The organism is Saprospiraceae bacterium, assembly GCA_016714025.1.
Classification (GTDB): Bacteria; Bacteroidota; Bacteroidia; order Chitinophagales; family Saprospiraceae; genus Vicinibacter.
The window spans coordinates 1-20,590 of record JADJOB010000001.1; the positions used below are offsets into that span (position 1 = coordinate 1).

At 37.1% G+C, this 20,590-nt stretch carries 19 protein-coding genes, 1 other RNA gene and 4 pseudogenes; 16 read left to right on the top strand and 8 right to left on the bottom strand.

Annotated elements, in window-relative coordinates:
• The first annotated feature begins 67 nt into the window (after positions 1–67).
• The 8 genes from IPJ80_00005 (at position 68) to IPJ80_00040 (ending at position 3,970) form a co-directional block, all read left to right on the top strand.
• Positions 68–364: a hypothetical protein gene (locus tag IPJ80_00005; protein ID MBK7911867.1), complete on the top strand. Its 297-nt coding sequence runs from the start codon at positions 68–70 to the stop codon at positions 362–364.
• A gap of 883 nt (positions 365–1,247) precedes the next feature.
• Positions 1,248–1,415 (top strand): hypothetical protein, encoded by a 168-nt coding sequence (locus tag IPJ80_00010; GenBank protein MBK7911868.1) that lies wholly within the window; start codon positions 1,248–1,250, stop codon positions 1,413–1,415.
• A gap of 16 nt (positions 1,416–1,431) precedes the next feature.
• Complete coding sequence (locus IPJ80_00015) at positions 1,432–1,839, top strand: hypothetical protein (GenBank protein MBK7911869.1); 408 nt, start codon at positions 1,432–1,434, stop codon at positions 1,837–1,839.
• Between the two features lie 743 nt (positions 1,840–2,582).
• Complete coding sequence (locus tag IPJ80_00020) at positions 2,583–2,894, top strand: hypothetical protein (protein ID MBK7911870.1); 312 nt, start codon at positions 2,583–2,585, stop codon at positions 2,892–2,894.
• A 51-nt stretch (positions 2,895–2,945) separates the two neighbouring features.
• A complete protein-coding gene (locus IPJ80_00025; GenBank protein MBK7911871.1) occupies positions 2,946–3,233 on the top strand; it encodes a DUF2520 domain-containing protein in 288 nt (95 codons plus the stop codon).
• Between the two features lie 15 nt (positions 3,234–3,248).
• Entirely contained in the window at positions 3,249–3,422 is a 174-nt protein-coding gene (locus IPJ80_00030; GenBank protein ID MBK7911872.1) for a hypothetical protein, read from the top strand.
• 57 nt (positions 3,423–3,479) lie between these two features.
• Positions 3,480–3,689, top strand: a complete 210-nt coding sequence (locus IPJ80_00035; protein MBK7911873.1) for a hypothetical protein — start codon at positions 3,480–3,482, stop codon at positions 3,687–3,689.
• 137 nt (positions 3,690–3,826) lie between these two features.
• Positions 3,827–3,970 carry a hypothetical protein gene (locus IPJ80_00040; protein ID MBK7911874.1) on the top strand — a complete coding sequence of 48 codons (144 nt, stop codon included), beginning with the start codon at positions 3,827–3,829 and terminating at the stop codon, positions 3,968–3,970.
• 166 nt (positions 3,971–4,136) lie between these two features.
• Here the strand turns inward: IPJ80_00040 and IPJ80_00045 are convergent.
• Positions 4,137–4,854: pseudogene (locus IPJ80_00045) on the bottom strand (DUF3307 domain-containing protein).
• Positions 4,851–5,449, bottom strand: a pseudogene (locus IPJ80_00050) (transcriptional regulator). The pseudogenes IPJ80_00045 and IPJ80_00050 overlap by 4 nt, the downstream one beginning before the upstream one ends.
• A gap of 398 nt (positions 5,450–5,847) precedes the next feature.
• On the opposite strand from IPJ80_00050, the gene IPJ80_00055 reads away from it, so the two are divergent.
• Entirely contained in the window at positions 5,848–6,090 is a 243-nt protein-coding gene (locus tag IPJ80_00055; GenBank protein MBK7911875.1) for a hypothetical protein, read from the top strand.
• Between the two features lie 355 nt (positions 6,091–6,445).
• The gene (locus IPJ80_00060) at positions 6,446–6,667 is read left to right on the top strand and encodes a hypothetical protein (GenBank protein ID MBK7911876.1); all 222 of its coding nucleotides are present in this window, start codon (positions 6,446–6,448) and stop codon (positions 6,665–6,667) included.
• Between the two features lie 511 nt (positions 6,668–7,178).
• Here the strand turns inward: IPJ80_00060 and ssrA are convergent.
• From ssrA to rpsO, 6 genes and pseudogenes are all read right to left on the bottom strand, one after another.
• Positions 7,179–7,547, bottom strand: a transfer-messenger RNA (tmRNA) gene (gene ssrA / locus IPJ80_00065).
• A 94-nt stretch (positions 7,548–7,641) separates the two neighbouring features.
• Positions 7,642–8,588 (bottom strand): annotated as a pseudogene (locus IPJ80_00070) (phosphoribosylaminoimidazolesuccinocarboxamide synthase).
• A gap of 30 nt (positions 8,589–8,618) precedes the next feature.
• A complete protein-coding gene (locus IPJ80_00075) occupies positions 8,619–9,041 on the bottom strand; it encodes a hypothetical protein (protein ID MBK7911877.1) in 423 nt (140 codons plus the stop codon).
• 71 nt (positions 9,042–9,112) lie between these two features.
• The gene (locus tag IPJ80_00080; protein ID MBK7911878.1) at positions 9,113–9,979 is read right to left on the bottom strand and encodes an RNA polymerase sigma factor RpoD/SigA; all 867 of its coding nucleotides are present in this window, start codon (positions 9,977–9,979) and stop codon (positions 9,113–9,115) included.
• 171 nt (positions 9,980–10,150) lie between these two features.
• Positions 10,151–12,291: pseudogene (gene pnp / locus IPJ80_00085) on the bottom strand (polyribonucleotide nucleotidyltransferase).
• Positions 12,292–12,394: 103 nt separating this feature from the next.
• The gene (gene rpsO, locus IPJ80_00090; protein ID MBK7911879.1) at positions 12,395–12,670 is read right to left on the bottom strand and encodes a 30S ribosomal protein S15; all 276 of its coding nucleotides are present in this window, start codon (positions 12,668–12,670) and stop codon (positions 12,395–12,397) included.
• A 463-nt stretch (positions 12,671–13,133) separates the two neighbouring features.
• Here rpsO and IPJ80_00095 point away from each other — a divergent pair, with 463 nt between their 5' ends.
• The 6 genes from IPJ80_00095 to IPJ80_00120 all read left to right on the top strand — a co-directional run bounded on the left by IPJ80_00095 (position 13,134) and on the right by IPJ80_00120 (position 20,565).
• A complete protein-coding gene (locus IPJ80_00095; protein ID MBK7911880.1) occupies positions 13,134–13,532 on the top strand; it encodes a hypothetical protein in 399 nt (132 codons plus the stop codon).
• Positions 13,533–13,603: 71 nt separating this feature from the next.
• The gene (locus IPJ80_00100) at positions 13,604–14,014 is read left to right on the top strand and encodes a hypothetical protein (protein MBK7911881.1); all 411 of its coding nucleotides are present in this window, start codon (positions 13,604–13,606) and stop codon (positions 14,012–14,014) included.
• A gap of 354 nt (positions 14,015–14,368) precedes the next feature.
• A complete protein-coding gene (locus IPJ80_00105) occupies positions 14,369–15,475 on the top strand; it encodes a DUF2911 domain-containing protein (GenBank protein ID MBK7911882.1) in 1,107 nt (368 codons plus the stop codon).
• A gap of 272 nt (positions 15,476–15,747) precedes the next feature.
• Entirely contained in the window at positions 15,748–16,686 is a 939-nt protein-coding gene (locus IPJ80_00110; protein ID MBK7911883.1) for a hypothetical protein, read from the top strand.
• A gap of 80 nt (positions 16,687–16,766) precedes the next feature.
• Positions 16,767–17,714: a hypothetical protein gene (locus IPJ80_00115; protein MBK7911884.1), complete on the top strand. Its 948-nt coding sequence runs from the start codon at positions 16,767–16,769 to the stop codon at positions 17,712–17,714.
• Positions 17,715–18,111: 397 nt separating this feature from the next.
• On the top strand, positions 18,112–20,565 hold the full coding sequence (locus IPJ80_00120) for a TonB-dependent receptor (protein ID MBK7911885.1): 2,454 nt from the start codon (positions 18,112–18,114) through the stop codon (positions 20,563–20,565).
• Positions 20,566–20,590: the final 25 nt, after the last annotated feature.

The window sequence follows — 20,590 nt, forward strand, 5'->3', positions numbered from 1 at the left end:
AAGGAGTTTTTTATTGTGGATGTTTTGGAATTGCATTTCAGTTTGTTCTTTAATTTTAAATCCCGTTTTGATCAGCATCTTATCAATCATCCTGGCTGTCAATGTGATTTTAACCAGCATGCTGTTAGGCATTTATACGCGAAAGCCGAATCGGCAGCAGTCCTTTGCACTGCTCAGGCATATCATGGATATCCCACTTTTCAACAATGCCGAATATACCCAACTCATAAAAGGCAATGGCTTAAATCCGTTGCTTCAAAAATTATTGGATGATCATTCATCCTCCTACTTTGTTTCTTGGTTTGCTTTAAATCATTATCCCATTTGCATATGCACTCAGTGGATTATGCAAAAAGATTTTTAGCACTCGGTTAAAACCTGTATTGCCCTGAATGTCATTTTTTCTGGCTTTATTTGGGGACAGGAATTTTAATGGGTGGTGTTTGGGCCTATGAAGCTTTGAGCTTCGGTGGTTACTGGCCTGGGATCCTGTTGAAAATATGTCATTGGTGCCATGGATTGTTTTAGTTGCAGGTATTCACACCACTTTAGTCGCAAATCTACCGGGTTTTCTGTAGGCGCTACGATGAGCTTGTATTTCTTGTCTTTATACTTGTTGTGTATTCTTCATTTTAACACGAAGCGGAATATTAGGAGACAGCTCTGCACATGCTTTCACCCAAATGGGCTTGGAAATGGCAATTATAAATTTTTGTGTTATCGTCAGTATAATTCCATTGGTCACTTTATTTCCCGTTATAAACTTATTCCTCACAAAAGAAAACGAAGAACAATTTCATTCACGTGAATTTTGGATGTTTATTGGTAGTCTGGTTTTACTCTTTTTAGCGCATTGCTTATAAGTTTTACTACATCTATTCCAGTTTATAATAAAATTTTAGATCAATTTGAAAATTATTAAATATTTCAATGGAATCCTGGCACAGAAGCCCCCCTTGAACCCATTAAACATCAAGCAACCAATACCAACTTTGGATTGGAGTTTTAGTTGCTGTGCTTTCTTCAGTATCCATCTATTTGCGTTATTTAGGGGATCGAAGTTTAAAATTAGGTAAATCATTTTTTGATTCGTATTTCCTTGTGTCTTGTAATTGCTTGCATACTGAGTTGATCAGTTTGTATTCGTTTGATAAATTACACTGAGCCACATGACTTTATTAGGTGCTGCCTGGTTTGCTATCTGCAGTTCAGCTTTGTATTTAATTCATAGCATCTGATTTAATCCAATGCAATCCGCATTGGTTTGTTCACATGGTGGATTTGGAATTTTATTACTTGGTATTTTATTTACAGGTATTAATAAGCGTATTATTTCAACAAATGAATTTGCCCAGCGAGACCTTTTAGAAATTGGTCTGAAGATGATATTTCAAAACATCTTACTTTTTAATTAAAAACGAAAAAATGTTTATGAATGGGTATTGCAAATTATTCGTCCGATACCTTATTAATAAGAGCAGAATCTATGAACTTGATTTCTGGAAAGAAGATTCGTTAAACAATAAAATTGAACAGTTCAAATTACATCCAGAGGTTCAATATGACAATAAATTGACAAAAGTAGCTGCCAATCCATCCACTAAACATTATTTAAATCGCGATGTATTTTCATTGATCGCACAAATTCCACAGACACAAACGGATGTAGAAGCGGCAAAACAGGCAGAAGACAGTTTAAAATACGAATTGTATTTTTGTAAATTAAAGGATACCATCTATACAAAGAATCATTTTATTATATTAGATAGCATCTTAAATGATTTTTCCGCCAAGGATTTTGAATTTAAATCCGAGACCAGAAGCTTCAATTTCAATTAAAAATTAAAAACCTGGAGGACAAGGAATCAAAATTGCCAGTCCCGGAATTCTGTTCAGACAAAATCTGGTCTATAAATTCCTTTTTCAATTGATGCGTATCGGGTTCGATTCAAATTCCGATACAGTTTACGATTTAGTAAATCCAAGATGGGAGGACATTAAATTTGAGAAGCCCAGTTTAAAAAGGGTCAACAAGCAACTATCGGGGATGGAAAATATCTTAAGCTCAATACCATCAGCAGAGACATAGATCCTGAAATATATGTACCCAAAGAGGACGAGATCGCAGTTGCTGCTGAAATTGAATTTCATGATGGAATGAAACAGGTATTATTGAAACCAATCTACCTGATAAAAGGAAATCAAATTGTATCGATGCCGGTAAGTGCCATTCATCCCGGAATTACACTTCGCTTTTCAAAATAAATCCACAGACAGAAGAAATGGGATTTGAATATTCAATTCATCCAAATCTGAATACAATGAAATTGCCTTTAATGATTGCTGAAAATGCTGCACGCAACGATTTTATTGTAATTCAGGTTATTGAATTCCCATGGATTAATCTGGTATGGTTTGAAGCATCCTGATGCTTTCGGGCATGCTTAGCATCCTATACGAAACGCAAAACAAGCGCGATGCCCTTTTGAAATTGTATTGATAGGTTCAGGCAATTTTAGCAACCGCTCTGTAAAAACTCAAACTTAGCGGTCACAAAATCGCCCAAGTTTATTCCAGAGATCTTGAACGCGCAAACTATTAGCAGATCTTTACAAACTCAAGCCATTAATCAGATTGATCGGATAAACAGCAATGCGCAGATTTATTTAATATGCATAAAAGATGATGCGATTGAAGCACTTAGTAAAACATTGGCAACAAAACTGGAAAAACAAGCCATCGTTGCTCATAGTTCAGGTGTCAACAGTCCGGATCTGATTGATGCCTATTTTATTAACAGGAGTTTATTTTATCCTCTTCAAACATTCAGTAAGTTTAAAGAATTGGATTGGACGCACATCCCAATTTTTATTGAAGGAAGTCCGAAGCAATAAGCCTCCTCCGTCCGCTTGCTCAGACCCTAAGCAATGATTTATTAGAAATGAATGATCAAATGCGGACTCATTTGCATTTGGCATCCGTATTTGCCAATAATTTTACAAACTACAATCTACTGGCAGCTAAAAATCCTCGATAAAGCTCAAATTCCTTTTGAAGTACTGCATAGCTTAATGCTTGAAACGGTAGACAAAGCATTCCGCCTGGATCCAATCAATGCTCAAACCGGTCCTGCAAAACGAGGGGATGTAAATACTATAGAAAAACACATCCGTTTATTGGTTTCAGAATTTCCTGAATACCGGTCATTGTATAAAAATATTCGCAAATTATAGAACAAACCTTTAAGCATGAGAATTCGGGGACAGATTCCACATCCTGAATTATTGATTACCGTATTTAAATCGGGGAATAAAATAATCATCAAATTTGAAACTGGCCCTTTGAACAAAACCTATAAGTTTTTAGAAACCGATAAATTATCCAATCTTGAAGATGCTATCAAACTGGTTACTGAAGCCTGATACAAGATGTTTATCAAGTATTTAATTCAATGAATGCTACTTATAAAATTCGTTCCCATGAGATCAGTTAATCCTTTCATTTTTAGATTTATTATTTTTTGCATGATCTCTTTAAGTCTGAGTACATGCACCATTGATCCTGCCAATCCAGATCAATTTACTCGACCCAGTGAAATTCGCATCAGTATATTATCAGGAAATTTTTCAGGAAGAAATTTCGACTTGATTAGTGAAAACCATACCGATGATCATCAATTTATTGCTTGAAGCTAATTAACAAGGTGCTAATCCAACCCATTCAAGAAGGTATGGGCATGAATTTAGAATCCAACAGTTTTATCAATTGGCCTGGAAAGGCGACACCGTAACCGGCACGTTCTTGAGTGTTTTTGCAAATGATCCCAATGTTGCAAAAATCAGGTGACCTGCAGTTAATTTATACGAATGGAGATGAATTTATAACAGCTATCCCTAAAGACATTCAAATTGCAATTACCAACTACAGTCAACCAAGTGGCTCAATAGAAGGAAATTTCTTTTTTTACTAATTATTTAGATTACCGGTATAATGGAAATTCCGGAAGAGAAAGTGTACGTTTTGAAATCAGTTTTAAACTGGTTCGCGGCCCGAATATTTAAAATGGACTAAATCAAATTATATTAGCCATTAAGCAGCTTTACTCATTTTAAGATTTAGTGGAATTATTATAAAGTTTAATTAACTAATTTTATAAAATAAGTGTAAAGCAAACTAATAATAATAGCCAAACTATAACTTTGGAGCGTTCCTGTCAATATATATTCCGTCAACTTTCTGTCTTTTGATCTTGATAAATCATTAAACCGCAGCACTGATTTTGCTGCAATCAACAATCCGATGGATGCCCATTGATTTAAAATGATAAAACCAAAAATCAGGAGTCTTTCTAAAATTCCAATATATTTTCCTGCATTTTTTAAACTGTCTGATTCGTTTTCCTCATCCATTTTCCAGGCACTGATCAATACTTTCATTATAATCGAAGACACATAGCTTACACAAACAACAGCAACCAGAAACAAGGTGGTTTGCGAATTAAATATCCATGCTGATGAAAATTCCATAGGTACATACATGGAGGCAACACAAACAAGTAAGGATACATGCGCTATTTGGTCCAGAAAAAGTTGAGGCGATTAACGATTTTGGATTGCAAATGCAATTTTAATAAAAAGATGAGACCATTAGAAAGAAGAATAATTGCAATGCTAAGCCAATAATCCGCATCAAATTGCAGGATTGTCAAAAGCAACAAAGATGCACCAACAGATGCCAGTATAAATAAACGGAACGATGCTTTTTAGCCATTTTATCCAATACCCATTTTTCAGGCTGGAACACAAAATCACCCAGTAAATGCGCTAAAAGAATTTTCAGAAACAACTCGATCATAGCTTTTGGATTTGTTGTTGGAAATATTGTTCCATTCGCAAGACCTCTTCATAGCCACCGCGAGTCAATGCTTCACTGATTGAACTTTGAGACTTCTTGAGTAATTGAGCTAGTTCCATTTGATTTTTATCAGGATTTTCCAGCGCAGCTTGAATGGCCTGTGCAACAATCACACTCCAGGAATTCATAGTCAGGAGTCCCAGGCCAACATCAGATTAAAACGCTCGTTAAACGATTCATCTCCAGTCGCAATGCTCAAGGATTGTTTTTTCAAAGCATCAAAACAACTGCCGGATCTAGTAAACGCATCGCCGGAGGATTCTGTAATTTTAGCTGCACGGTAGTTTACAGTTCCTATTCCGATGGCAATTCGGACGTCCAATTTGGGAATTTGTTTTAACCCTGCCTTGATAATAAGAGCGGCATGAAGTGCTTCCCTGGCCGGAAGCAGCATTTGGAAACTATCGCCACGGTATATTTCCCAATCTGACGGCTCTGTGCCAAATACATTGAGTGTACGCTTTAACAGCGGCATCCAGGTAGCAGCGTCTCCTTGTCGCGAATTAACTACATCCCCGGTAAGCACGGCAAACATTTTGGAATTCCCCATACCCAAATATCGGATAATTATCCGATATAACAAAATATCGACTTAAAAGCCGATAAAATAATATATAGCTTCTTAAGCCAATACATTGATACTAAAACATCTGGCATGTATCCATTTGCCATAGCTATTACACCTTTAGAACCACTGAAAATATGGCCCTTTCAGCGGATTGACCGGAATTGTATCAGCTCGCAACTTTGCATGGTATTTAAAATATTATTTCCTTATTCCTAAACAAAAAAAATTATGAAGATTCTAATTACAATTTTTTTCTTCCTCCTACTCCTCTTATGTTCATGTAAAAAAGAAGAGCCTCAGAACTGGGGTCCCCGTCTAGATGCAATTGAAAAGCACTTAGTATAAAAGATGCACAAATTGCTGGATTGAGTGAATTGGCCTATATCCAGGCATTGGATACGGTGGCCTTGCAGAATGATTCATTTAATTTAGCATCTATAACATTTGCAACATTTCAAATTCCACAACCTGCATCGTGTCGATCCAATTGTGGAAAACAATTAAGCCGAGATCTAACGGTTTGCCAACACGTAGCTCCACAAAACTACACCTGGTGCATTGAAAAAGCCATTCGCAATTATACCACATGCATTGGCCGATGTCATTAATTGTATAAATATAAAAATTAAAAAGCCCTTGTCATTCTAATGATGAGGGCTTTTGTTTATTGCATCAACAAAGCATCAAATGAAAATGCATTTACAATGAGAAAAATTCTAATAATAGAACGAACACTTATTAAAATATAAAAAATTATAATTCGTCCCGCGAGTACGCGGGATGTACACTACGTTCCCATAATTCTTAATTATTAATTTTTAATTGAACCTGGTGGAGCTGGCGGGATTTCACGCTTTCAGCGTGATAAACTTCTCATCCCGCATTCAATATTTATCTTATTCCAAGCAAGCCAATACGTATTGATTTTGCTTAATTTTGTAAATTAGCATAAAATTATAATATATGTCTACTATCAAAGAAAAAATTATCAAAGGGATACAAGGTATTGATAATGAAGAAATACTTCCGGAAGTGTATACTCTTTTGCAAGACATACTAGAAACAAAGCAAGTAATTTCTTTAAATGCAGAACAAAAAATGTTGATTCACGAGGCTAGAAATGAATATAAAACCGGTCGTCACTATACAACAGAACAAGCATTTAATGATTTATTAGATGACTAAACCAATAGTATGGTCTGAAATCGCAAAAAATGACTTAAAGGACATAAAAAAGTTTTTTGATCAGCAAAATAAGTAGTCAACTTACAGTAAGAAGTTATTGAAAACATTTCGTGACTCCACTAAATTAATTCAAAGATTTCCATTATTATCAATTGCAACAGAATTCGAGAATGTAAGAGGCTTTGTGATTCTACAGTATATTATATTTTATGAAATAATGAGTGAGCATATCCTTATATTATTTATTTGGGATTGTCGTCGAGATCCTGAACAGTTAAACTAAATATTAAAAAAGTTGAAATCCAAATAGCCATCTAAAAATAAAACATGCATTAATTTGTAATTTCTTTTGTCGATACTTAATAAGGCTAATACGATTTCAAAATTCTACAATTCGTCCCAAAGCAGGCTAAATGAAGGCTACGCTCCCATAATTCGTCTCGCGAGTTCACGGGATGCACGCTAAGCTCCCATAATTCGTAATTCTTAATTATTAATTTTTAATTGAACCTGGTGGAGCTGGCGGGATTCGAACCCGCGTCCAGAGAAAGAATCATTTAACTTTCTACATGTTTAGTTTTCTATTTACTTGTCAGATTTGGTGGAGCTTAGAAAACGAGCTTACCAAACCTTATTCCCTCTTTCTCGATGATTAAGCGGGACTATTAAGCATCCAGCCTGATGTTTTATGATGTGTCATGCGGAATTTATCAGACATCCATCCCGGGACACAGATGCATACTAACTACTAGAATTAGGCTGCAACAGCAAAAGAAGTATTGCCATTTAAAAGTCGATACCCGTTTTTTACGTAGCGTGCTATCATCCTACGACATGCTTACTAAACCATTACATTTCCTGTCGATTCCAATACAACCCCATTATGATGTGTGCTTGTATAGCTGTGCAAGAAAATCAATTTACATTTAAATTGTAATGAGAAAACGATATCAGGTGTTTGAAAGTTCCGGAAACTATAAATATTTTGAAAGATTGGATGTAATCCGCTGTCTTACAGGGATCCCGGAGTCTGATTTTACAAAGGGTTTTCCTGTGATCCGTTCGTATAAATCGATGTAGCGATCTGAAATGGTCCAAACAAATAAATCGGGCATTTCCGGCATCAATTGACCTTCCTTCCCCTGGAATCCATGTGCCATCAACCATTCCCGGACAAATTCTTTGGAGAGTTGTGTAGGCGAGGTATTGTTGTTGAAATGTTCCAGATAGTTTGCTCGTTCAAAATACCTCGAACTATCTGGTGTATGAATTTCATCCATCAAGATTAATTTTCCTTCAAAAAGTCCGAATTCATATTTTGTATCGACCAGTATAAGCCCTTGCTCTGCAGCAATTGAAGTACCACGTTCAAATAAACGAAAAGCAAGCCTTGCCATGTCCTCCCACAGTTCTTTGTTTACAATGCCTCTTTTGATGAGTGAATCTGAAGAAATATCTTCATCGTGTCCTTCACTGGCTTTGGTTGTGGGTGTCAGGATGGGGCTTGTGAACTGTTGATTTTCACGCATTCCTTCCTCCATTTGAACTCCACATAAAACCCGTTCACCAGATTTGTAGGTACGCCAGGCATGGCCGGTTAAGTATCCACGGACAACCATTTCGATGGGAATTCCCTGGCATTTTTCCCAACGGAAACATTGGGATCCGGACATTCTTCGAGCCAAACCGGACAAATATCTTTAACAGCTTCAAGAAAATGAGCTGCAATTTGATTTAAAACTTGTCCTTTCCACGGAATTGGCCTTGGCAAAATATGGTCGAATGCTGAAATCCGGTCGGATGTTATTATGATTAATTTATCACCAATATCATAGACATCCCGCACTTTTCCATGGTAAACCTGTTGTTGATTTTTAAAATGAAAATCTGTACCTGAAAGGGCGATGTGTTCGGGCAACATAAACTATTATAAATTTGGAAGCGGCATCGTTCAGATATTCCGAATCGTGTTGCGATCCAACAAAATGTCTTTTAATTCCTTTAAGAAACTGTATTCGTGAGGCAGTAATTTTTTAAAGGCTTCTTTTACCGCTACATAAGAACCTTGCATTTCAGGTAATTTGGTATAAAGCACGTCTTTGACCATGTGCAAATCCTGTACAAGTAAATGTCTGACTTTTGGAAGGTCGTGCCAATCGGCTTCAATTGCCAATGCCTTTATGCCGTTTTCCTCAGTTCCTTCCAATTCAATAGCCTGATATTTTTGAATCTGGTGTTCAAACTGATCTAAAAACACTTTCCCGTCAAATAAGATGTTGTTGGTGACTTCGTCTTTTGAATTCATCATCAGGACTTCAAGTCCCTTTTCATGGAACCGATAAACAATCAAGCGAAATTGATTTCTAACTGTCATGGCACTAAGATAAAACCGTTTATTGAAACCTGAAAAGAAAACGCAATTGCATGCTATTTGTTTTAAAACGCTTAGTTATTTAGCGGTTTCATGTTGTAGCGCTTAAACAAACGTTTCAGTCTTTTAAATGCGTGATCGCGTACCTGGCGCATGCGCTCTACTGAAATACCAAAGGATTCGGCAACTTCATCCAATCCTTTGGGCATGGTGCCTTCTAAGCCATACAACAAGGTGATCACTTCACGTTCTCTGGGTGACAACTGAATCAATGCAAATTTTAGTTCTTCCTTCATGGAATCCTTCATCAAGCCCATATCAGGTGCTGCAATGGAATCATCGCCAATGGTGTCAATGAATTCAAAGCTGCCCTCCTGGCCATCAACCGGAGAATCCAAAGAAATGGTTTTATTGTTGGATTGTAGAATGTTATATACGTCTTCCGGTTTCATACCAAACAACTCTGATATTTCTTCAGGGCTTGGTTCTCTTTCAAATTGTTGTAAAAAAGATTGATACGCGGTATTGATTTGTTTTTGACTGTGAAATTTATTGTAAGGCAAACGAATCATTCTTGAATTCTCAATGATGGCTGTTAAAATGGATTGACGAATCCACCAAACTGCAAACGTTATAAATTTAAAACCACGTGTTTCATCAAAACGCTTAGCCGCTTTCAATAAACCGACATTGCCTTCATTGATCAGATCGTTTAAGGTGAGTCCGTTGTTTTGATATTGTTTGGCAACACTTACAACAAATCTCAAGTTGGCTTGTACCAATTTATCTAAAGCATCCTGATCGCCTGATTTAATTCGTTTGGCTAACTCCACTTCTTCCTCCGGGGCAATGGTTTCTATTCTAGCAATATCTGCCAGATAGCGTTCGAGCGCAATGCTCTCCCTGTTGGTGATTTTTTGTGAAATTTTTAATTGCCGCATCTGTTTGAAAAAAAATCAAACAAACTTACGGAATAATTTGGGTTCAAGGGGCTGAAGCCTGACAAATCAAATAGGTTCAAGAAGTTGAACGCTGACTAATATAATGGGTTCAAAGTATTGAACTCATACAATGCAATGGGTTCAAAGTATTGAACCCGAAAAATGCGAAGCTTAGAAAGAGGAGCTTCCGTCTTTTGGCATGATTGCTTTTCTGGATAAACGTAGTTTACCTGTCTTTGGATCGACTCCAATCAGTTTTACTTTGACGTGATCTCCTACTTTAAATACATCTTCTACATTGTCGATGCGGCTGTGAGACATTTCACTGACGTGCAACAAACCGGATTTGTTTCTAAAGTCAACAAATACTCCGAATGGAAAGATCGATGCAACAGTTGCATCGTATACATCTCCGATCTGAGGTGAAAAGGTAATTTTTTCAATCATGGCAATGGCTTGATCCATTCCTTCCTTATTGGTACCAGCTACGTTTATAATTCCTTTATCGCCTACTTCCTCGATATTAATTTTAGTACCGGTTTTGGCTTGCATTTCCTGGATAATTTTACCACCGGGTCCAATCACTGCACCTATAAAGCTTTTCTCAATGATGATTTCAATAATCCTTGGAGCATGGGGTTTCAAATCCGGATTTGGAACTGAAATCGTCTCAGCCATTTTATCTAAAATATGAAGACGGCCTTGTTTTGCCTGGTTCAATGCTTCTTCCAGTAATTCATAAGAAAGTCCGTCGATTTTCATATCCATTTGCGTTCCGCAAATTCCCTGAGCCGTTCCGGTTACTTTAAAGTCCATATCGCCCAACGCATCTTCGTCACCCAGGATGTCGGTCAGAATAGAAGTTTTACCTCCTTCTGAAATCAAACCCATTGCAATTCCTGAAATTGGTTTTTTACAGGAACCCCGGCATCCATTAAAGCCAGAGATGCAGCACACACAGTGGCCATGGAAGACGAACCATTTGATTCGAGGATATCCGAAACAATCCGGGTAGTATATGCGAATGTATCCGGCATAATTTTACGCAAAGAGCGCGCCGCTAAATTTGCATGGCCAACTTCTCTACGGCCGGGACCGCGGGAGGGTCTTGCTTCTCCAACTGAAAAAGCAGGAAAATTATAATGCAGGATAAATTTTTCGTTGTAAAGATTGAATGCATTGTCAATCAGCATTTCATCGTCTTTGGTTCCCAGTGTTACAGATGTCAAAGACTGGGTTTCTCCCCGATTGAAAATTGCAGAACCGTGAGCAGCCGGCAAATATTCAATTTCTGTCCAAATTGGACGGACTTCGTCTTTGGCTCTTCCATCCAAACGTTTGCCTGAATCGAGTACCATATGACGAATGGTATGTTTCTTTAATTTATCGAAATACGCAGCGATTTTTCGCTTGTTTTCGGTGGTATATTCTTCACCTTTGGTGGCAGTCAACATTTCTACACAAGACTTCAGGATGGCATCAAAACCATCTTTGCGCGCATGTTTTTCCAAAGCCGATTCCGCAATTGTTTTGATTTGAGTTGCCGCATTGGTTTGCAAGAAATCCGTTAATTCCTGATCTTCTTCCACTACTGGAATTTCCCGTTTTTTAGCAACGGATTCGCCTAACATATCAGCAAGGGTCAACTGAGCACGACACTGAACTTTAATGGCTTCATGCGCAACTTTAATGGCTTCGATCAATTCATGTTCCTGACACTCATTGGCTTCCCCTTCAACCATCATGAGGTTTTTTAATGTAGCTGCTACGATGATGTCTAAGGTAGCGCGAGCCAGGTCTGTACGATTTGGGTTTACAACATAATTGCCATCAATTTTAGCAACCCGAACTTCTGAAATTGGACCTTCCCAAGGAATATCTGAGCAAGATAATGCGGTTGAAGCTGCCAAGCCGGCCAATGCATCGGGCATGGTTTCAGCATCTCCTGAAATCAGGTTTATAATAATCTGGGTTTCTGTAAGATAGGTATCAGCAAACAATGGGCGGATTGCGCGATCTACCAATCGGGAAATCAACACTTCATAATCTGATAGTTTGGATTCTCTTCTAAAGAAATTACCAGGAATTTTACCAGCGGCTGCAAATTTTTCCTGATAGTCAACAGACAGCGGGAAGAAATCCTGCCCTTCTTTAGCTTCCTTGTTTGAAACTACTGAAGCAAACAACATCGTTTTGCCCAATTTGACGACGGCCGAGCCATGCGCCTGGGTGCCTAATTTTCCGGTTTCTAGGATGACCTCACGCCCATCGGGAAGTTGAAATGAGGTAGAGAAAGGCGTTTTTAAACCCATAAAATAAAATCTTAATATGTTAATCAATGTGGGGCTACTCTTTAGTCCCCTGGTACTCTAAATAAACTGGCTGATCCGTTGAAGCAGAAAATCCTGATTCGTTTTACTTTCTCAGACCTAATTGGTCAAGAATGGCTTTGTAACGAGCTAAATCCTTACTGTGTAAGTAGTTAAGTAACTGTTTCCGTTTTCCTACCAAATGAAGTAAGGCTCTTCTGCAAGAGTGATCTTTTTTATTGGTTTGAAGATGGTCGGAAAGTCCTTTGATTCTAGCAGTGAAAAGCGCTATTTGAGACTCTGTTTTTCCGGTGTTTTTATCAGAACCACCAAACTGTTTAAAGATGCCTGCTTTAGCCTCTTTAGTTAAGAAAGAACCCATTTTAATTGTATTAAAAGTTACCAAATGTGATCACTAAGATCAGTTTTAGCGCCGCAAATATAGGATAAATGTTTGAATTAGGGAAATAAATGTGGGAAAAGGGGGCTGGAGGGAGGGAAGGCTGTTAGGCTGTTAGACTGTTAGGCTGATGGACTGATGGACTGATGGACTGGAGGGCTGGAGGGCTGGAGGGCTTAGACTATTAGACTGCTAGATTATTGGACTGTTAGGGAGGAGGGTTTTTGGTATGTTGAGCATTTTAGACTGACTGACCCCTGACTACTAATTTCTGACTACTAATTTTGACTGACTGACCCCTGACTACTAATTTCTGACTACTAATTTTGACTGACTGACCCCTGACTACTAATTTCTGACTACTAATTTTGGTGGCTGTTGGATTAAATTATAGCATTGCTGATTAATAAAATTTGTACTTTTATTGATTGAATTAGGGAAATAAATGGGAAAATTCGCTGTTCTCAGTTGTTTATTTGTTCTTGTAGCATGCCATAAGGAACCTGTAAAAGATTGCTTTTCAGAAATTCCGGCATTGAGCATTTATGGTGAATGGAATGCTGAACTCATAAACAGTCAATCCACAAAAGGCACCTTGAGTTTTTCAGCTTTTAGGACCTTTACCAGTAATCCGGCTGATTTAATTATTCCGAATAAATTTTTTGGTGCTTTTTTAAGCAGCCAGAAATTTAGCATTGATTCAGTAGGAATACGATTTAGTGGAATTTCAAGCGATCAGAAAAAACAAATTAACATTGACTATCTTTTTAGCAGTTATAAATGTGATTATATCGAATTAAAAAGTCTGGATCATGCAGATACTAAATTAATTCTCACCCGGTAAGTTGTTCGTTGTGCATGATTAACATCACTTAAGCTTTATTAAAAAATTTTATTTAAATTATACAAATCAACATGAAAAATCAATTCTTCCATTGGGCATTCTTTGTCTTATCTATTGCTATGCTGTCTGCTTGTTCAGATGATGATGATAATTGTACACCAACAGCAGTTCCCACAAATATTATTGGAACATGGAACATCCAGATTAAAGGTTTAGGATTTAGTGAATCGGGTTCTGGTACTTTCAATGCGGATGGTACATTTTCAACTGTTCCAGAGGATTTGCTTATTGATGGTGAATTAAATGGCAAAGCACTTCCAGTAAAAAAATATGTTGCTGATAGTACGAGTGTAACTTTTCGTGCGGTTGCAATTGATAATTCTGCATCTATTGGAAATACGGTTGATGTTAAATCCAATGCATGTAATAAAATAGTCTTTGATGTATTCGGTGGACTTGCAACAATGACTTTTTCCAGATAAGGATTGGTTTTAGAAAGTCCAAATTAATATTTGTTGCCACGAATGTTGGACGAAATAAAGAAAGGAGGTTTGCCACGAATGCACGAATGGAGCACGAATGGAGGACGAATTGAGGACGAATGAAGAAAGGAGGTTTGCCACGAATGCACGAATGGAAGACGAATGAAGAAAGGAGGATTGCCACGAATGCACGAATTGAGGACGAATGAAGAAAGGAGGTTTGCCACGAATGCACGAATGGAGCACGAATGAAGAAAGAGGGATTGCCACGAATGCACGAATGGAGCACGAATAGAATTTGAATTTTGTGTGTATCTACGAATTTATTCGTAGGTTTGTGGAAACTATTTAAATATGAAGCTTTTATCATGGTGTTTCTTGTTCTTGTTTGTCGGGCAACTAAATGCTCAGATCCCTTTAACTACCGTGCCGGATGGTGGTAATAAAAAGGCCAGCATTTCGGAATGGATTGGTCTTACTGAAGTCCGCATTGATTACAGTCGACCGGGTGTTAAAGGGCGTGAAGGAAAGATTTGGGGTGAATTGGTACATTATGGCCTGGGAGATTTAGGGTTTGGGAATACCAAATTAGCTCCTTGGCGGGCAGGTGCAAATGAAAATACCACCATCAGCTTTTCGAATGATGTAAAAATAAATGGCCAGGATTTATCAGCTGGTAAATACGGTTTTTTTATTATTTATGATACTAGTTTCTGCACGCTCATTTTTTCAAAAAATAACAGTTCGTGGGGTGCTTTTTACTATGACCCAAGCGAAGATGCCCTTCGCGTTAAAGTAAAACCGGTCAAACTGGACCAAAGTGTTGAATGGTTGCAGTATATTTTTAAGAATCAAACCAACACATCTGCTGTGGTTGCTTTGCAATGGGAAAAATTGGAAATTGCATTTACAGTAGAAGCAGATTACATTCGGGATCAATTGAATTCTTTTAGAAAAGAACTGCGCAGCGAGCGTGGATTTATTTGGCAGTCCTGGAATCAGGCAGCGCAATGGTGCGTTCAAAATAATACCAACCTGGATCAGGCATTGGTATGGGCTGATACCGCAACCAGTACTACATTCGGCGGACAAAATAGTTTTCAGGCCTGGACTACCAAATCACAAATTCTTCAAAAATTAAACAGAAGCGATGAAGCGTTTGCCACCATGCAAAAAATTCTACCCACCGCCGGTATTTTTGAAGTCCACCAATATGCTCGTCAATTAATCGGCCTGAAATTATATAAACAAGCATTGGATGTTTTTAAAATGAATTATGAAAAACATCCCAACACCTTTACAACCCTAGTGGGCATGACTCGTGGACTGTCAGCCAATGGAGCCTACGACAAAGCATTGACCTATGCAAGGCAAGCCCTGGAATTGGCACCGGATCCTGCTAATAAAATCAATGTGGAGGGAATGATTAAGAAGTTGATGGAAAGGAAGGATGTGAATTAAGGGAAATGCCGCAATTCTGCAATGGTGCAATTCTACAATGCTGAAATGTTGAAATGCTGAAATGCTGGAATGCTGGAATGCTGGAATGCTGGAATGCTGGAATGCTGGAATGCTGGAATGCAAAATGTTTTGATCTTATAATTACCTTTTGGCTTTTGATAGGTATCACCTTATAAGAAATCAGATAAGTTCTGCTATTGGATTGCTATTGAAAAGCAGATTTTGCAATTAGGATTGATTTTCTATATTTGTAGGGACACTAACCTTCTTTTATGAAAAGCGGCATGCTTTTGTTTTGCTTTTTGATGATCTATGTTTCAAAGCTCGAAGGGCAAATGGACTCAGCTACACAAGCATCCATTATAAAAAGTTTGTCTGAATTTCGTTCGGAATTACTCAAAGACACTCAAAGTGTAATTGCCTATGGCGTAGTTGTACATGAGAATGCAAAGTTAAATTGGGATAGCATCAATAATCTGCATACTTATTATTTTAATGATGAAATTCGGTACAATTTCCAGGAATACAATCGGCGCAATCTCGCAAATCTTTATGGAAAAAACAACATTCTCACCCAAATGAATATTGATATTCAAAAAGTAAAAAGTGAAAATCGTTACTTAGTCAGTGCCAACTATTATGGTTTAGTCGAAAATGCCTATCCATTCAATATAAATAAAAAGCTTACTCTTTTAAAAGAACTTGAATTTTATACTATACAAGAAGGAGATACAATCTATGATTTTGGGACTGGAATCATGTGCTTTGCACCTTTATTATGTTCCATTTATCCGAATCTAACAATCTATCTATTTGCACCACAGTTAAATAAAAATGAAATCAACGAGAATTATTTAATCAAACACTTCAATAGCTTTAAAGACGGTTCGAGCATAGAAATAATTGATCCAGACTTTAATTTTCAGAAAAACAATATCATTCAATACAAAAAAGTATTTTTTAACTGGCCAATTGGCTATTCCGACACTCCATTAAAAGTTCTAAAAAACACAAATAATATACTTCGTAAAGATGGTTATCTGTTTTTTACACAATACAAAAGATGGATACACAATGAAGTTGAACAGCCAAAATTTTTTCCAAGAGAGAAACTCAACAAATTAACAAGTAAGGCAGGGTTAAAAATTATATCGGAATTACAATTGGATTCAAAAGTGATATATAAATGTGTTAAAGCGGAAACAAATTAATTCTGAATTGCAAATAAATTACTCGTCACTAATTTAAAATCTTAGCAATTAAATTTATTATTTGATTAAAAGCAAAGCGTATGAATCGGTTCAAATTGGCTTTAGTTTATATTCTTCTGGTACCCTGGAGTCTTTCCAGCCAACTTGATTCAATGCATAGATTTAAAATGGTTAGTGGCCTTTCTAAATTTAGGGATGAACTCATGGCAGACACAAACAAGGCCTTGGCTTTTGGTGTGTTGTCAGCTGAAGCCAAAAGAATCGCTAAAATCAGAAACTACGGTCCTATTTTTAATTATATGTGGCCCGATTTATACTTTATGGAAATGAATGAACGATATCCGCATCGTTATTCCAGCTATTTTGATTCTAATAGTATTTTTAGTAAGAACAATATAAATGTGGACCAAATTAATAATGAAAATCATTACTTAAGGTCTTCTATCAATTACGGATTTTATGAAAGAGAATATCCTTTTAAGATTAAAAACAACATGGATATTGAAAGGGAATTGGAATTTTTAGATATTCAAGAAAATGATTGCATTTTTGATTACGGTCCTGGAATGATGTGTCTGGCCCCTATTCTATGCAGCATCTACGATAGTATCACTGTTTATCAAGCTTTGTCAGGCCGTTACTTTGGTCATGTTTATAATGATAATTTTATTTCTCATTTTAATAGCTTTAAAAATGGTTCACAAAATTTAATAATAGAAATAGCTCCATATACGGTTCCTGTATTTAATGGTTTGTATGATTTAATATTTATCAATTTTCCAATTCAAATAAATTTTGATATTGATAAACTTATTATTGGAATTAAACAATCTTTAAAAAAAGATGGAAATCTGATTATTATGCATTTACATGGTTGCGAAGGCCCTCATATTCAACAATTAGAAACCTTATCGTATAGTAAAATACTTAATAAATTAAGGAAATCTGGATTCACAATTGAGAAAAAACTTGATTTAAAATGTAAATATTTATATAAATGTAAAATTGCTCCGGTAGCTAATCATTAAGCATGAAATTGCTGTCAATAAGAATCTGAATCCATTTTTGAAATAGACTTTTGTGAAAATTAATTCTATTGAAAAGTTCATTCTTCTAAATAGCTCCAAACATGAACTTCCAAATAACTTAAATTACTTTTCTTGCCAGCGTGTTTGATACTCCAATTAAGCCTCGGCGAGGACGCCTTCGGCAACTGGTAACTATGACCAAAATTCAATAGAAATAGGAGCTATAATAAACATCTAATTTGAACACAGCGCTTTATTTCTGATACTTTGACCTTTTGTGCAATATCCAATTGCCCTTCTCCCCTCAAAATTAATTATTTGTTAAAGTACGAAGAACTTCGTATATATAAATAAAATGCTTAACTTTAAGCCTGTTTATTACTCAAATTTTATACTGATGAACCCTTCATTCAATTACTTTATTTCCTGTATCGCAAGCTTGTTAAGCCTGCAACTGGTTGCACAGACAGGAAGCCTCCACGGTATTTTAAAAGACGAACAAGGTACTCCGCTCATCTATGCAAATATGGGCCTGTTTAATGCAACAGATAGCAGTCTGGTAAAGGCTTCAAATAGCAATGAAACAGGACATTTTGAATTTAAAGATCTTCAAAATGGTTCGTACTATTTAAAATCGACCTATGTGGGAATGGAGGATTATCAATTGGGAGGAATTTCCATTCAAAACAATCAGACACAGGATTTAGGAGTTCTGAAAATGAATACCACGCCCATTAATCTTAAGGAAACAACAGTCAGTGCCAAACGAAGCATCCTGGAAGTAAAACCAGATCGTCTGGTATTTAATGTGGAAGGAACCATCAACAGCATTGGTTCGGATGCTTTAAGCCTTTTGCGAAAAGCCCCCAGCGTGACTGTTGACAATAATGACAACATCAGTCTCCTGGGTCGTTCGGGGGTGTTGGTATATCTGGATGGCAAACGAGTGCCCATGAGCGGACAGGATCTCAGCAATTATTTGCAAAACTTGCCTGCCGAACAAATTGATCGCATTGATATCATTACCAATCCCGGAGCTAAATACGAAGCACAAGGCAATGCAGGCATCATCGACATCCGCTTAAAAAAAGACAGCAACCTGGGAACCAATGGCACCGTCAATGCTTCCTACATTCAAGGAAAATATCCGAAATACAGTGCATCCGGAACCGGCAACTACAGAAATAAAAACCTGAATCTTTTTGGTACGCTGGGAGCGGGTCAGTGGATCGGATTCAATATCATGAAGTTTCAAAGTTATCAAAACGGTTTATACCTCGAAGAATACAATGAATCCCGTCCGGATCGTAAAAATTATAATTACCGCTTGGGGACGGATTATTTTTTAACTAAAAATCAAACCATTGGCATCTTATTAAATGGCTTTTATAACGACGGTAAAAACTGGGGAACCAATGAAATTACCATCGGCTCAGCAAATACTCCCGAATTGGTCGACAGCATTTTAATTGCAAAAACGGTTTCTAAAAATCCTCGAAACAATCAAAGCTTCAATTTAAACTACCGTTTTGATGATAAGAAAAACAAGAGTTTAAATATTGATTTGGATTATGGATTTTACAACAATACCAGCAAACGCGATCAGGTAAATACCTATTACAATGCAGAAGATCGTGATAAATTATCTGAGCTTTTCAATTATTTCAATACGCCTTCTGAAATTGATATCCTCACATTAAAACTGGATTATGAACACGCTGCTTTTAAAGGCAAATTGGGGTATGGTGCTAAATTAAGCCGGGTCGTAACTGACAATACGTATCATGTGTATGATGGTAAAAAGGAAAATGGAACCATTAACCCGTTTCGTTCGAATCGATTTAATTACGATGAAAATGTATACGCAGCTTATGTTAGTTACAATCGCATGTTGAGTAAAAAATGGACTATGAATATGGGCTTGCGTGCCGAACAAACAGATGCAACCGGTGATTTAATTGCACTGCTTCCTGAATTGCAAGAGCCTCCTGTGATTTTAAATTACCTGAGTTGGTTTCCAAGTGCAGGTTTGAATTTCAACCTGTCACCACAAAACAGTCTGGGTTTAAATTACAGCCGACGCATCAATCGTCCGGATTACAATGTATTGAATCCATTTAACAATCAATTGAGTCAGTTGTCATTTGAAAAGGGAAATCCATACTTATCCCCGGAAATTGTAAATAATCTGGAACTAAACTATACCCTGGCCTATCGCTTTAATTTTAAATTGGGATACTCCTTAACCACCGATCAAATTACTCGTCTGATCGGACCGGATGATGTGGATCCACGCGCCAGTTTTATCAATTGGGATAATTTAGCGACTCAAAAAATTTGGAGCTTCAATGCAAGCCTACCCTTTCAAATCACAAAATCCTGGGAAGCTTATTTCAATTTAAGTGGATCGCATTTGGACAACCAGGCAGATTATGGAAATGGTGCCGTGGTCGATCTACAAGCTTATACCTATTCCATTTTTCAACAACATAGTTTCAGCCTACCCTATGGTTTAAAAGCTGAAGTTTCAGGATATTATTCTGGTCCCGGCATCTGGGGCGGTGTATTCGTATATGAAAGCAGCTGGAATTTAGATGCTGGTATTCAGAAAAAATTCATTCAGGATAAACTCAATCTTAAATTATCCTTCAGCGATATATTCTATGAATCCGGATGGGAAGGCGTTTCTGTTTTCGATGGACTCGAATCCTATGGAAATGGTCGCTGGGACAGTCGCCGCATCAATGTAAATATGAGCTATCGCTTCGGCAATGATAAAGTAAAAAGTCGCAAACGAACTGTTGGTTCGGAAGATGAGGCAGGAAGAGTTGGAGGAGAAGGAGGGAATTAGATTCAATTAAGAATTAAGAATTAAG

Excerpts from the sequence above, each read along its gene's own strand:
- IPJ80_00120 (MBK7911885.1), top strand. The coding sequence starts at position 18,112 with ATGAACCCTTCATTCAATTACTTTATTTCCTGTATCGCAAGCTTGTTA.
- IPJ80_00115 (MBK7911884.1), top strand. The coding sequence starts at position 16,767 with ATGAATCGGTTCAAATTGGCTTTAGTTTATATTCTTCTGGTACCCTGG.
- IPJ80_00080 (MBK7911878.1), bottom strand. The coding sequence starts at position 9,979 with ATGCGGCAATTAAAAATTTCACAAAAAATCACCAACAGGGAGAGCATT.
- IPJ80_00015 (MBK7911869.1), top strand. The coding sequence starts at position 1,432 with ATGAATGGGTATTGCAAATTATTCGTCCGATACCTTATTAATAAGAGC.
- IPJ80_00110 (MBK7911883.1), top strand. The coding sequence starts at position 15,748 with ATGAAAAGCGGCATGCTTTTGTTTTGCTTTTTGATGATCTATGTTTCA.
- rpsO (MBK7911879.1), bottom strand. The coding sequence starts at position 12,670 with ATGGGTTCTTTCTTAACTAAAGAGGCTAAAGCAGGCATCTTTAAACAG.
- IPJ80_00035 (MBK7911873.1), top strand. The coding sequence starts at position 3,480 with ATGAGATCAGTTAATCCTTTCATTTTTAGATTTATTATTTTTTGCATG.
- IPJ80_00060 (MBK7911876.1), top strand. The coding sequence starts at position 6,446 with ATGTCTACTATCAAAGAAAAAATTATCAAAGGGATACAAGGTATTGAT.
- IPJ80_00095 (MBK7911880.1), top strand. The coding sequence starts at position 13,134 with ATGGGAAAATTCGCTGTTCTCAGTTGTTTATTTGTTCTTGTAGCATGC.
- IPJ80_00105 (MBK7911882.1), top strand. The coding sequence starts at position 14,369 with ATGAAGCTTTTATCATGGTGTTTCTTGTTCTTGTTTGTCGGGCAACTA.
- IPJ80_00040 (MBK7911874.1), top strand. The coding sequence starts at position 3,827 with ATGTTGCAAAAATCAGGTGACCTGCAGTTAATTTATACGAATGGAGAT.
- IPJ80_00010 (MBK7911868.1), top strand. The coding sequence starts at position 1,248 with ATGCAATCCGCATTGGTTTGTTCACATGGTGGATTTGGAATTTTATTA.
- IPJ80_00030 (MBK7911872.1), top strand. The coding sequence starts at position 3,249 with ATGAGAATTCGGGGACAGATTCCACATCCTGAATTATTGATTACCGTA.
- IPJ80_00100 (MBK7911881.1), top strand. The coding sequence starts at position 13,604 with ATGAAAAATCAATTCTTCCATTGGGCATTCTTTGTCTTATCTATTGCT.
- IPJ80_00025 (MBK7911871.1), top strand. The coding sequence starts at position 2,946 with ATGATCAAATGCGGACTCATTTGCATTTGGCATCCGTATTTGCCAATA.
- IPJ80_00075 (MBK7911877.1), bottom strand. The coding sequence starts at position 9,041 with ATGACAGTTAGAAATCAATTTCGCTTGATTGTTTATCGGTTCCATGAA.